Below are 13,308 nucleotides of genomic sequence, written 5' to 3' on the forward strand. Positions count from 1 at the left end.
CTTCCGAAGGTCTCTTACGGGTCGGAAGCGGACCTTGCCTCCCGCTCCGAACGGCAGCTGCCCTACCCCGCCTTCGCCGCCTCGATCGCCGCGGCGACTTCCTGCGGGTTGATGGTCGCCGTGGTCTTGCCGTTGATGAGGAAGGTCGGGGTGCCGACGAGGCCGAGGGTGGCGCCGGTGGTGTGGATGTCGGCCAGAAGGCGGTCCGTGCCGGTGTCGGTGATGACGGCGGCGGCCTGTCCCATGTCGACGCCGTTGGCGGCGAGGATGCGGTCGACGCCTTCGCGGGTCAGGCCGTTCTCGGCCATCAGGGCCTGGTGGACGGCGAGGTATCGGCCCTGGCGGTGTGCGGCGAGGGCGGCGCGGGCGGCGTAGTTGGAGCTGGTGTCGTCGCCCCGGTCGAGGATGGGCCACTCCTTGAAGACGAAGCGGACATCGGGATTGGCGCGGATCAGGGCCAGATAGTCCTCCGACACCGCCTTGCAGCCCGGGCAGCGGTAATCGAAGAACTCGACGACCGTGACCTTCGCATCGGCGGGGCCGAAGGCGGGGTCGCGCGGGTCCGGTGCCATCAGGGCGGGGTTGGCGGCGACGGCGGCGTTGATGGTGTCGACGCGGGCAGTCTCCGCCTGCGATTCGAACGCGGCCTGGACCTCGGTCATGACCTGGGGGTTGGCGAGCAGGTAGGCGCGGACCTTGCCGCCGAAGTCGCCACCGCTGACGTAGGGGGCGGCGGACAGGCCCAGGGCGACGATGGAGACCGCCACGGCCATGGCTCCCCCCCGGCCGCCGGCGAACCAGGCCAGGGGATTGCGCCCCCCTGGCCTGACTTGGGTCGGTTTTTCGTCCGAAGGCGGGGCAGGGGCTTCGTCGGTCATTCAGGTCTCGGAGAAGGGGATCAGGCGCCCGGCGGGGCGATGACGGTCTGTTGCTCGCGGCGGCGTTCCTGACGCCGGTCCAGGTCGTCGATGTCGTCCATCGTGGCACCGGACGCCAGGACGATGTCCATGGCGCGCCGCCATTCGTTGGAGCCGCGCGGGAGCATGTCGCGGGCGCGCAGGGCGAACTGGGTCGCCTGTTCATCGCCCCCGGCGGCGAAATAGTATTCGGCCGAGGCCAGACGCGCCTCGCCCTCCTTGCCCTGGGAGGCATAGGCCTGACCCAGCAGACGCCAGGCGAGGGTGTTGTCCTCCTCCCGGGCCACGGAGCGTTTCAGCTGGTCGACGGCCTCCTCGAGGTTGGCGCTGTCGTTGGTCTCGATCAGGGCGTGGGCCAGGTTGATGCGCAGCAGGGGGGCGTCGGGCCTGAGCCGGACCGACTCGCGGTGGGCGTCGATGGCCTCGCGCGGGCGGCCTTCCTCGAACAGGATCTGGCCCTTGAGCTCCCACAGATAGGGATTGTCGATGTCCTCGGCGATCAGGGCGTCGGTGGCGTCCAGGGCGCGCTGGGTCTGGCCGTCTCGATACCAGGCGATGGCCCGGGCATAGCGGGCGGGGAAGGACCCATCACTCTCCAGATAGGTGCGCAGGGTCTGGGTCGGCGGGTCCATAAAGGCGTGCACCTTGGCCAGGATCAGGGCGTGCTCGGCCAGCCGCTCCGGGCTGTCCCGACGGCCGTAGCTGGCTGCCGCCTCGACCGGTCGACGAAGGGCCTCGATCCGTTGGCCGGAGAGGGGGTGGCTTCGGAAATAGGGGTAGCGGCGGGCGTCGGAGAAGACTTCCTGACTGCGGAAATTCTCGAAGAACTCGACCAGGCCGCGCCCGGACTCGCCGGCGGCTTCCAGTCCGCGCGCGGCGGTGATGTCGGCCTCGCCCTCCTGGCTCTGCATATAGCGCAGGGCCCCGAGCGTGCCGAAATACTGGCCGGACCCGATCAGCGCCATGCCGGCCCCCGGCTGGCCCGCGGCGATGGCCAGGGCACCGAGCGCCATGGACATGAGGAAGGGCTGGGTGCCCGCGGCCTGGGCGCCGTCGCGCAGGGTGTGGCGGTTCTTGACGTGACCGGCTTCGTGGGCGAGGACGCCAAGGAGCTCGTTGGGGTCGCGCGTGCGCAGGATCAGGCCGGTGTTGATGCCGATGATCCGCCCGCGCGTGGCGAAGGCGTTCAGCTCGGGATCATTGATCAACAGGACCTCGACCTCGGACGGCTCCAGCCCCATGGCGTCGAACACCGGGTCCGACCATCCGCGGATGATGCCCTCGACCTCGGTGTCACGGATCGTCGACTGGGCGGAGGCGGGGCCGGCCGCCGCCATCACGAGGACGGCGGCGGACGCGGCGACCCACCCGAGGAGGGAGGACGCAACGCGGGTCGGCCGGATCATGGCGAACTCCTTCGACTGGCGCCCCCGCCACATCGCCCTAACCTAGGCGCTGATCGTCACAGACGCCACCATCCGCGTTTCGGCTTGGCGGGCGGGGCGGTGATCTGGGCCGGGTCGTTGGCGATGATCGCGCTGAGATCGGCCTCGGGAGCCGGCGGCGCGACATCTTCGGCGGCGACCAGGGTCTCCGGCGGGACGGGTTCAGGTTCGACCTCAGGCTCGACGACGACCGGTTCCGGTTCGGCTTCCGCGTCTACGACAGCGATCTTGGGCTCCAGCGGCGGGGACACAGCCTCGACTGTGTCGGGGGCGACGACCTCGGTCTCCACCGCCGAGGCGGCCGACTTGCGACGAACCCGACGACGCTGGGGCTCGGCGGCCGGAACCGGGGCCGGTGCATCGGGTGCGGCTTCCGGCAGGATCACGGCCATCGGCGCATCGGGATCGCCGTCGGCGGGCATGCCTTCGTTGGTGGCCCGACCCTCGACCCTCAGGTCTTGCGGAGTGGCGCGTTCGCCGCGGCCCCGGCCGCGACGGCGACGACGCGAGCGACCGCCTTCGCGATCTCCGTCCAGTTCGCCCTCGGGACGTTCGCCGATCCGCTCTTCCCCATCGTGGGCGGCTTCCGCCGCGTCGCGTACCGGTGCGGCCGGACGCTCGGCGCGCGGGGCAGGGTTGATCGGATCGAACCAGACATAGGGGTCGTCCAGCGAAGGCGTGCGGCCCCGGACCCAGAAGAAGGACCCCGTGCCCGCGCCGGCTCCGGCCGTGTCGCCGTCCTCGCGGATGCGACGTCCGCCGCGACGTCCACGACGGCGGCGGCGACCGGCTTCGCTGTCATCGTCGTCGGCGGCCAGACCTTCGGTTTCGGCGTCGGCAGCCACCGGAGCGGCCTCCTCGTCGCGGCGACCGCCGCGACGGCGACGGCCCCGACCGCGACCCCGATCACCGTCCGAACGTTCGGCGCGCTCTTGCGGCTCGTCGTCGTCGGACTCCTCACGATCCAGGGCGTCTTCGTCGTCGTCATCGGCGATGAGGTTGTCTTCGTCGTCGTTGTCGTCTTCGTCCTGCCAGGCGTTGTCGTCGAAGTCGTCGTGGAGGTCGGCCAGGGTCACGGCGGCCTCGGGCGCGACGAAGTCTTCGTTGGTCTCGGTGCGCTCGATGGCGCTTTCGCCCTGACCCATGCGGTCGTCGATCTGGATGATGACGGCCAGACCGCGACGCTCCAGCAGGCGCTGCAGATAGTCGCGCTTGTGGTTCAGGATGTAGAGGGCGACGGCCGAGGAAACCTTCAGGTTGATCGAACCCGCGCCGCTCTTGCCGGCTTCGATATCGACCGCGCGCAGCACCATCAGGGCGGCGGATTCGGCCGACCGGATGCGACCGGCACCCTGGCAGTGGGGGCAGACCTCGGTGGCGCCTTCCAGCACGCCCAGACGGCGACGCTGGCGGCTGATCTCCATCAGGCCGAAGCCGGAGATACGGCCCATCTGGATGCGGGCGCGGTCGTGGCTCAGCTCATCCTTGAGGATGCGTTCGACGGTCCGGTTGTTCTTGGACTCGTCCATGTCGATGAAGTCGATCACCACCAGGCCGGCGAGGTCGCGCAGGCGCAACTGGCGGGCGGCCTCGACGGCGGCCTCGCAGTTGGTCTTGAAGGCGGTGGCCTCGACGTTGCGTTCCTTGGTGGCGCGACCCGAGTTGACGTCGATCGCGACCAGGGCCTCGGTCTGGTTGATGACCAGATAGCCGCCGGACTTCAAAGGCACGACCGGCTGGTGGATCTGAGTCAGCAGCTCCTCGATGCCGTTGGCCGCGAACAGGGGCCTGGAGCCCTGGTACAGGTGCACCTTCTTCGCCTGCGAGGGCATCAGCACACGCATGAAGTCGCGCGCCTCCTTGAAGCCCTCGACGCCCTCGACCTGGATACCGTCGAAATCCTTGTCGAACATGTCGCGCACGGCGCGGCGGACGAGGTTCTCTTCTTCGTAGATCAGCGACGGGGCGTGGGAGGCGAGCGTGGTCTCGCGGATCGTCTCCCAGAGACGCAGCAGATATTCGTAGTCCCGCTTGATCTCGGCCTTGGTGCGCTTGGCACCGGCCGTGCGGATGATCAGCCCCATGCCGCGCGGCACGTCCAGGGCGGCTGCAGCAGCCTTCAGACGCTTGCGATCGCTGGCCTGGGTGATCTTGCGGGAGATGCCACCGCCCTTGCCCGTGTTGGGCATCAGAACGCAGTAGCGGCCGGCCAGAGACAGCCAGGTGGTCAGGGCCGCGCCCTTGCCGCCGCGCTCGTCCTTGACGACCTGGATCAGCAGGATCTGGCGGCGCTTGATGACGTCCTGGATCTTGTAGCGACGCATCAGGCGACGCTTCAGCCGTTCCTCTTCGGCCATGCCGCCTTCGGAATCGCCGTCGTCGGAGTCACGGGCGTGCTCGTCGTCGTGATCGTCCTCGGCCGAATGGGCCTCGGCCATGATCGCGTCGCGGTCGGCGGCCGGGATCTGGTAGTAGTCGGGGTGGATTTCGTTGAAGGCGAGGAAGCCGTGGCGGTTGCCGCCGTACTCGACGAAGGCGGCCTGAAGGCTGGGCTCTACGCGGGTGACCTTGGCGAGGTAGATGTTGCCGCGAAGCTGGCGTTTGGTTTTCGACTCGAAGTCGAATTCCTCAACCTGGCGGCCGTCCACGATAGCGACGCGGGTTTCTTCCGCGTGCGCTGCATCGATAAGCATCGTCTTTGACATTGAAAGTATCTCTCTGGCGCGCTCGGCCGTTGCCGGGGGAGGCAACGGCGGCTCGCCGAACGGGGTAAAAGGCGGACGCATGCGTCATCCCGTCGTCGCGGCGATGGCCGAAGACGACTGCGACCGGCCCGAAGGGGGCTGTCGTTTCAAGGGAGAGGCAGGCGGAAATGCCCATGGGTTATGGTCGGTCCTGGACCCGCGCCGACAGGCGTCGCAAGGTCCGGTTCGGAATAGGCCCGGCTTGTTCGATCGATGGGCCAGTCAGTCAGTGACCACGGTCAGAGACAGGGGGCGACACGATCCGCGAAGGCGGGAAGTCGGCGCCGCGCCGGGGCCTCGCCAGACCGACAAAGCGGCGGCGCGATCGTTCGCGGACGGACACAAGCATAAGCATCAAGTCACGGAATGGAAAGGCGGCGCTCCGCTTTAGCCAACAATGCGCGGAAAGTGCCGCCGCTTAACCCAATCCAAACCGGACCCTGCCACAACGGGATCAACGATAAAGGTAGGCCCGCCGTCAGAATGACCGGTCGCAAGTATTTCAGCCTGTCCTGCTGGGGCCCGCGAGAGTGGGCCATGACGGCGCTCGCCTTGCTGGTACTCGCCGCCATGCTGATGATTTCCACTCGCGGACTGGCCGCCGGCGCGACCGGCGACGTACGCGCGGTGCGTTTCGGTGGCGACGTCCAACGGACCCGGATCGTCATTGATCTGGACCGCTCTGCCCGCGGAGACGTGATCGAGAGCGGCGATCGCGGCTCGGTCGTCCTGACGCTCGCCGGGGTCGGAGCGGGCCGGGGCGTGAACGGCGCGGGCTCGGGTCTGGTGCGTGACTGGCGTGTCAGCGCGTCGGGAACGGCGTCGCGGGTGCAGCTGGGTCTGGCCCGGACCGCGCGGATCGAACGCCGCTTCCTGCTGCCGCCCGGCGACGGCGTCGCCTACTATCGCTACGTCATCGACATCGCCGCGACCGGCTCTGCGGCCCTGCCCGCGACGGAGCGCCAGGCACCGCGTCCGGAGCCGCGTCGCACGGAACGGCCGCTGATCGTCATCGACGCCGGTCACGGCGGCCGCGATCCGGGCGCACAAGGGGCGGAGCGTAACGAGAGCGAGGTCACCCTGGCCGCCGCCCTGGCCCTGCGTGACGAGCTCAACCGGACGGGCCGCTATCGCGTCATGCTGACGCGCGAGACCAACGTCTATGTCGACCTGAACCGCCGCGTTCGCATCGCCCGTCAGGCGGACGCGGACCTGTTCATCTCCCTGCACGCCGATGCTGGCGCCGACCCGGCCACGCGCGGGGCCTCGGTCTATACGCTGTCCGAACAGGGGGCGACGCGGGCGGTCCGCGAGGTCACCCGCAGCGACGACTGGCACCGCGACCTGCACCTGCCCGGGCGCGACCCGTCGGTGGACCGTATCCTGCTCGACATGACCCAGCGCGCGACCCAGAACCGCTCGGCCCAGTTCGCGCGTGTCCTGCTGAGCCATCTGGAGGCGGCGGACCATCCGCTGCTGCGCCGCAGCCACCGCGATGCGGGCCTGGCCGTGCTGCTGGCCCCCGACGTGCCGGCCGTGCTGCTGGAGATGGGGTTCATCACCAATCCCGACGACGAGCGGGCCCTGGGCGACACGGCGCAGCGTCGCCGGCTGGTCCGGGCCGTGGCTCAAGGCATCGACCGGTATTTCCGCGAGCCCTCGGGCTCGATGCAGATCGCCTCCAACGGCGTGTCCGGCGGCCAGCCCTGAGACCTCGCGTCCGATCCTGACGCCACCGGCCTTGCCATGCCGCTGATTGACTATATCGACGGCTCGCGCCGAACCCGAACGGCGAAAAGTCAGCTAGCCCCGTAGGGCGGCGCGGGCTACATCGGGCCGGGCGCGTAGCGGAGAGTCTTGGTGAAGGTTGCCGAACGGTGGTTCGTGATGGCGGGCATCGGCCTATTGGGCGCGATCGCGCTCGCAGGGCTGATCGTGGCGGTCTACGCCGCCTGGCTGTTCCATGACCTTCCCGATGCGTCCGAGCTGGCCGACTATCGGCCGCCGACCGCGACGCGGGTCTATGCCGGCGACGGCACCCTGATCGGCGAGTTCTCGGACGAGCGGCGCATCTATGTGCCCTATGAGCAGATCCCGACGCCGGTCGTGCAGGCCTTCCTGGCCGCCGAGGACCGCAACTTCTTCCAGCACGGCGGCATCGACGTGTCGGGGCTGGGCCGGGCGATGTTCAAGAACGTCTTCAACTTCGCCACGGGGCGCAGGCTGGAGGGCGGATCGACCATCACCCAGCAGGTCGCCAAGAACGTCCTGCTGACCAATGAATCGACCATCGGCCGCAAGCTGAAGGAAGCGATCCTGTCCAGCCGCCTGGAGGCGACCCTGTCCAAGGAGCAGATTCTCGAACTGTATATGAACGAGATATTCCTGGGCTACCGGTCGTATGGCGTGGCCTCGGCCGCCTACAACTATTTCGGCAAGTCGCTGGCGCAGCTGACACCGGACGAGGCGGCCTTCCTGGCGGCCCTGCCCAAGGGGCCGAACAACTATCATCCGAAACGCCACCCCGAGGCGGCCAAGGGCCGTCGCGACTGGGTTCTGGGCGAGATGGCGCAGAACCAGTTCATCACCCAGGCGCAATATGCCGAGGCGATCGCGCGCCCCCTGACCACCCGGGCCGCGCCGCGTCGCGCGGAATACCAGGACGCCGACTTCTTCGTCGAGGAAGCGCGCCGTCAGGCGGCGGCGAACCCCGAGTTCGGCGACCAGCTGAACGCCGGCGGCTTCTATATGCGCACAACGCTCGATCCGTCGCTGCAGACGGCGGCGCGCGACGCCCTGATGCGCGGGCTTGAGAACTATGACCGTCGTCACGGCTGGCGGGGCGCATGGGGCACGACCGATTTCGCGCCGGGCTGGCAGGCCGTGGCCCTGCGCCAGACGGCGCCGCCGGAACGCCGGGAGTGGCGCGCCGCCGCGGTCGAGAGCGTGTCGGGCAACACCGTCCAGATCCGCACCGCCCGCGACGACACGACCGGCAGCCTGATTGCTTCGGACGCCGCCTGGGCCAACGCCAACCGGCCGTTGAAGCGCGGCGACCTGATCTTCGTCGAGCCGCGCAACGGGCAGTTCGCCCTGAAACAGGTTCCGGCTGTCAACGGTGCCATGGTGGCCATCGAACCTCAGTCGGGACGCGTCCTGGCCATGGTCGGCGGATATTCCTACGCCTTGTCGAGCTTCAACCGGGCGACCCAGGCCCAGCGTCAGCCGGGGTCCTCGTTCAAGCCCTTCGTCTATGCCGCCGCGCTGGAAGGTGACTTCACACCCGCCTCGATCGTGGTCGACGGGCCGATCAGCTTCGCCGGCGGGGCGAATGGCCGACGCTGGACGCCCGAGAACTACAGCCGCCGCTATTACGGTCCCTCGACCCTGCGTCGCGGGCTGGAGCTGTCGCGGAACGTCATGACCGTCCGCCTGGCCAATACCATCGGCATGGACCGGGTGGTCGAGCTGTCGGCGCGGATGGGCGTGGCCGACAATCTGCAGCCCAATCTGTCGGTGTCGCTGGGGGCGGGAGAGGTCACGGCCTATCACCTGACCGCCGCCTATGCCGCCTTCGTCAACGGCGGGCGGCGCGTCGATCCCTATCTGATCGAATACGTCCAGGATCGGGACGGGGAGACCATCTATCGCGCTGACCAGCGTCGCTGCCGCGACTGCGGACGCGCCTTCTCCGGCCAGGCCTCGCCCTTCCTGGACCCGCGCGGGACCCAGGTCATCGATCCGATCACCGCCTATCAGATCTCCTCAATGCTGGAAGGCGTGATCCAGCGCGGTACAGCCGCCAGTGCGCGCGGCCTGGGCCGCTGGGTCGGCGGCAAGACCGGCACGACCAACGAATACCGTTCGGCCTGGTTCGTGGGCTTCACCACCGATATCGTGGTCGGGGTCTATATCGGCTTCGACGACAACCGGTCGCTGGGATATGGGGAGGCCGGTGCCTCGGCCGCCGTGCCGATCTTCGTTGACTTTATGGAGGATGCCCTGCGTGAGCGTCCGGCCCGCCCGTTCGTGCGACCGCGCGGCGCCATCTTCCGCACCATCAATGGCTTCGAGGAAGCCTTCCGCCCCGGTACCGAGCGCCGCCGCGAGGAGGAGACCCGCGAGACGGGTCCAGCCGTGCCGGAAGGCCCGCAGAACTACAACGAAGTCATTCGTCGCGAGCAGGATGCCGCCGCCGGGGTCACCCCCGGGCCGTCGGCACCCCCGCCGACCGCGCCGCCTGCGCCGAAGCAGGAACCGGCGGCGGATCTCGACGGGTTGTTCTAGGAAGCGGGGCAGCAGGCAGTAGGCAGTAGGCAGTAGGCAGTCGATGGAGGCCGTGCCTCTCCACCGCCAGAAAACAGCCCCTACTGCCTGCTGCCTATTGCCTACTGCCTCCCAACCCCCCTATCTCCGCGCCTTCGCACCGTAAGGATTTGCACATGAGACCGGATGTCGAGGCCATGAAGGCCGACATCGAGCAGAGCGTCGCTCTGCTCAGGAGGCGTCTTTGACTGGGATGTCGCCAACCGAAAGCTCGATGAGCTGAACGCGCGGGTCGAGGACCCGACGCTTTGGGACAAGCCCGACGAGGCCCAGGCCGTGAGCCGGGAACGTTCGAAGCTGGAAGCCCAGATCAACACCGTCAGGGCCATGGAGCGCGAGCTCGAGGACGGCGTCATGCTGTCCGAAATGGCCGATGAGGAAGGCGACGAGGCGACCCTGGAAGAGGCGCGCGCCCAGCTGAAGGCCATCAAGGATCGCGCCGCCCGGGCAGAGCTGGAGGCCCTGCTCTCCGGCGAGGCCGACGGCAACGACGCCTATCTGGAAGTGAACTCCGGCGCCGGCGGCACGGAGAGCTGTGACTGGGCCGGAATGCTGCTGCGGATGTATTCGCGCTGGGCCAGGGCGCACGGCTACGAGGTCGAGATCGAGGCGTCGGAAGACGGTGACCAGGCCGGCATCAAGTCGGCGACGATCCTGGTCACGGGGCCGAACGCCTATGGTTGGTTGAAATCGGAATCGGGCGTTCACCGGCTGGTGCGCATCAGTCCCTACGACGCGGCTGCGAAAAGGCACACGTCGTTCGCCTCGATCGGCGTCTCGCCCGTGGTGGACGACACGATCGAGATCGAGATCAATCCCTCGGATGTGCGGACGGACACCTATCGCGCGTCCGGCTCGGGCGGCCAGCACATCAACAAGACGGACTCCGCCGTCCGGCTGACCCACATCCCGACCAATACCGTTGTGGCGTGCCAGGCAGGGCGGTCGCAGCACCAGAACCGCGAACAGGCGTGGAAGATGCTGCGCGGCCGCCTGTACGAGCTGGAACTGCAGAGGCGCGAGGCAGCGGCCCAGGCCATGGCCGATGCCAAGACGGACATCGGCTGGGGTCACCAGATCCGAAGCTACGTCCTGCAGCCCTATCAGATGGTCAAGGACCTGCGGACCGAGGTCGAGACCTCGGACACCCAGGGCGTGCTCGACGGCGACCTGGACGCCTTCATGGGCGCCGCGCTTGCGCAGCGGGTCGGCGAGACGCGGGGGTCGACGGTCGATTAGGCAAGGGCTCAAAAGAAAAGGGCGGCTCCCTGAAGGAACCGCCCTTTTTGCGTTCGTGGAGCGTGGTTCAGACCGACTTCAGATCGATGATCTGCGGCTTGTCCTCGACGGGAGGCGCGATCGGCGCCGGGGCGGCCGGGGCTTCGAACTCCGAAACAGCGGGGGCCGCAGCGGCCGGACGCGGAGCGGGGGCGACGGGCGCCGGGGCTTCGCGGCGGCTCTGCAGGACGCGGCCCTGGAAATATGCGCCGATGTCGATCGACAGCTGTTCGGCCGTGATGTCGCCGTCGACATAGGCGGTCGAGACCAGTTTGACCTGCTTGCCGGTGACCGCGCCGACGATGCGGCCGCGAACTTCAAGATAGTCGGCGGTGACATTGCCTTCGACAGCGCCGGTCTCGCCGACGATCAGGCGGCCGACGCGGACGTCGCCCTTGACCGAACCGTCGACCTGGAGGTCGCCGGCGCCCGAGACATTGCCCTCGAACTGCAGGTCCGATGACAGGGTCGACAGACCGCGTGAGGAGGCGATGGGCGAAGGTGCCGGGGCCGGTGCGGCACCGCGGTTCATGCCGGGCGACGGCAGATCCGGCAGCGGCGGGATCGGCGGTGCGTTCGACGCACGGTCCGGCGTGGCGGGGGCGGGGGATTTGGTCTTATTGAACAATCTGGTCTCCTGCTCGGAAGAAGCGGGCGGGGTTCTGGGGTCGGCCATCCATCCACACTTCATAGTGCAGGTGAACGCCGGTGGAGCGTCCTGTGGTGCCCATGGCGCCGATCCTCTGGCCCAGCGCGATGCGCTGACCAGGCTGGACGGCCATGGCGTTCAAATGGGCGAAGCGGGTCTTGAAGCCGCGACCATGGTCTATCTCAACGGTGTTGCCATACCCTGAACGAACGCCGGCGAAAGACACGATTCCGGGAGCGGTGGCGTAGATCGGCGTGTTCAGGGGGGCGGCGAAATCCTGTCCCTGATGCACCGCCGGGCGGCCGTTGAACGGATCGAAGCGGACGCCGAAGCCCGAGGTGGTGCGCGCCTGTGTCGGGCGATCGAACGGCAGGTGTTCGGCGGCGTCGGACAGGTTGCGCATCTCCGACAGGTTGTCGGCAGCGTGGCGGATGCGGACGGCGAAGGGCTCGTCCACGTCGAGGATGGTCGCCAGGGCCTTGGGATCGCTGGCCTCGACCAGAGGTCCGCCGAGGGCGGATCCGGAGGCGGCACCATAGGCGGCGGGGTTCAGGCCCGCGAGGCGGAAGGCGAGGCGCAGGCGTTCGGCGCGGGTCTGGGCGAAGTCGCCGGCCCGTTCGATCAGTCGTTCCTGGTCCATGCGGACCGCGACGATACGCTGAACCGGACGGGCTTCGCCGGCGCTGAGGGCGGGGGCCAGGGCGGCCTCGGCACCGTCGACGCCACGGAACATGCCCATGACGTTCGTCAGGGCCGCATGGCGGCGCTCGACCATACGGGCCATCTCGTCCAGGCCGCCCGTGGTGGCGGACATGCGGACGACGGCGGTCTCGAGGCGGGCCTGCAGGTCGGCGTTCAGTCGCTCGGAGGCGGCGCGGGCCTGCATGACCTCGGCGTCGGCCCGGGAGCGGGCAATCAGGTCGAAGATGAAGCCGCCCGAGGCGACCAGGGTCCAGGCGACGGCGGCGACGGCGATGCTCGCCAGGGCCATCTGACGGCCGCTGGTCAGCACATAGCCGTGCGTGTCGCCGTTCGAGCGCAGATAGACGTGCCGCTCCGGAAACCAACGCTCGACCAAAGAGCGCCTGACCACTCCCTGTTCTTCATTCATTTGAACACGCCCCCACGTACCGGCAAGCGTTATCCGTGAAGTGTTGCCCGACGGCAATACCGTTTACGCAATGTTAATCACGTTGCCCCTCTCAGGCGGTCAAAACGAATCTACTCAGGCCCTGATTCGCGTGAGGGGCGTATTCCGCTAGACTGTCGACAGGCCCGGCTAGACTTCACCCACCCGTCCGCCTTCGGATCAAACCTCTTTCGCGGCCGCAAGAACGGCCTCAGCGTGACCCTTGACCCGGACCTGACGCCAGACCCGGCGGACGATGCCTGCACCGTCGATCAGGAAGGTGGCCCGCTCGATGCCCATATACTGACGGCCGTAGAGGGTCTTCTCGACCCAGACGCCGTAAGCCTCGGTGACGGCCTCGGCTTCGTCGGAGCCGAGCATGACCCTGAGGTCGTGTTTGGCCTTGAACCGGTCGAGCTTCCTGACCGGATCGCGCGAGATGCCGATCACCTGAACGCCTGCCGCCGTGAAAGCGTCGATATGGGCCGAGAAGTCGATGGCCTCGTTGGTGCAGCCGGGCGTGTCGGCCTTCGGATAGAAGAAGACGACCGTGGGGCCGGACAGGGTCGCGCGGCCGCCGCCGTCGGCGGGGATGTCGAACGCGGGGGCTTTGCAGCCCTCGGTGATCTCGGTCATCGATCTTGCCCATCCTTGCGGCACCGCTTGGCTGCAATCGTGATCATTCGCTGGAAGGTTGGTCAACGCAACGGGTCCTGCGCAGATTACCGAAGGTTAAGATGCGGCCGCTGACTGTCTCGGATATGCCAATCGAACAGAACGAGGGGGAAGGCTATGAAATCTGTCGCATTGACGGCTCGGT

At 68.2% G+C, this 13,308-nt stretch carries 9 protein-coding genes; 3 read left to right on the forward strand and 6 right to left on the reverse strand.

From position 1 onward, the window contains the following. Positions 1-62: 62 nt before the first annotated feature. Genes ACW18A_RS06440 through ACW18A_RS06450 form a run of 3 tightly spaced genes read right to left on the reverse strand, consistent with a single transcriptional unit; the run spans position 63 to position 5,067 of the window. Positions 63-878 carry a DsbA family protein gene (locus tag ACW18A_RS06440; RefSeq protein ID WP_492023963.1) on the reverse strand — a complete coding sequence of 272 codons (816 nt, stop codon included), beginning with the start codon at positions 876-878 and terminating at the stop codon, positions 63-65. A 20-nt stretch (positions 879-898) separates the two neighbouring features. Continuing rightward, positions 899-2,323, reverse strand: coding sequence for a M48 family metalloprotease (locus ACW18A_RS06445; RefSeq protein WP_492023964.1), 1,425 nt, complete (start codon positions 2,321-2,323; stop codon positions 899-901). Between the two features lie 56 nt (positions 2,324-2,379). After that, complete coding sequence (locus tag ACW18A_RS06450) at positions 2,380-5,067, reverse strand: Rne/Rng family ribonuclease (protein ID WP_492023965.1); 2,688 nt, start codon at positions 5,065-5,067, stop codon at positions 2,380-2,382. Positions 5,068-5,589: 522 nt separating this feature from the next. Between ACW18A_RS06450 and ACW18A_RS06455 the strand changes: the two genes are divergently transcribed. From ACW18A_RS06455 to prfB, 3 genes are all read left to right on the forward strand, one after another. Beyond that, complete coding sequence (locus ACW18A_RS06455; protein WP_492023966.1) at positions 5,590-6,816, forward strand: N-acetylmuramoyl-L-alanine amidase family protein; 1,227 nt, start codon at positions 5,590-5,592, stop codon at positions 6,814-6,816. A 150-nt stretch (positions 6,817-6,966) separates the two neighbouring features. After that, positions 6,967-9,393 (forward strand): penicillin-binding protein 1A, encoded by a 2,427-nt coding sequence (locus ACW18A_RS06460; RefSeq protein WP_492023967.1) that lies wholly within the window; start codon positions 6,967-6,969, stop codon positions 9,391-9,393. Positions 9,394-9,548: 155 nt separating this feature from the next. Next, positions 9,549-10,671, forward strand: a protein-coding gene (prfB, locus tag ACW18A_RS06465; RefSeq protein WP_492023968.1) for a peptide chain release factor 2 whose coding sequence is annotated in 2 segments (ribosomal slippage) — positions 9,549-9,617 and positions 9,619-10,671 — 1,122 coding nt in all. Because the reading frame shifts where the segments join, the coding sequence is not laid out codon by codon here. Between the two features lie 67 nt (positions 10,672-10,738). Here prfB and ACW18A_RS06470 read toward each other — a convergent pair. From ACW18A_RS06470 to ACW18A_RS06480, 3 genes are all read right to left on the reverse strand, one after another. Next, positions 10,739-11,338, reverse strand: coding sequence for a bactofilin family protein (locus ACW18A_RS06470; protein WP_492023969.1), 600 nt, complete (start codon positions 11,336-11,338; stop codon positions 10,739-10,741). After that, positions 11,328-12,470, reverse strand: a complete 1,143-nt coding sequence (locus ACW18A_RS06475; protein WP_492023970.1) for a peptidoglycan DD-metalloendopeptidase family protein — start codon at positions 12,468-12,470, stop codon at positions 11,328-11,330. Before ACW18A_RS06475 ends, ACW18A_RS06470 begins: the two co-directional genes overlap by 11 nt. A gap of 198 nt (positions 12,471-12,668) precedes the next feature. Beyond that, the gene (locus ACW18A_RS06480; RefSeq protein WP_492023971.1) at positions 12,669-13,124 is read right to left on the reverse strand and encodes a peroxiredoxin; all 456 of its coding nucleotides are present in this window, start codon (positions 13,122-13,124) and stop codon (positions 12,669-12,671) included. Between the last annotated feature and the right edge of the window lie 184 nt (positions 13,125-13,308).

The sequence above is a fragment of the Brevundimonas sp. AVps5 genome, from assembly GCF_058681515.1.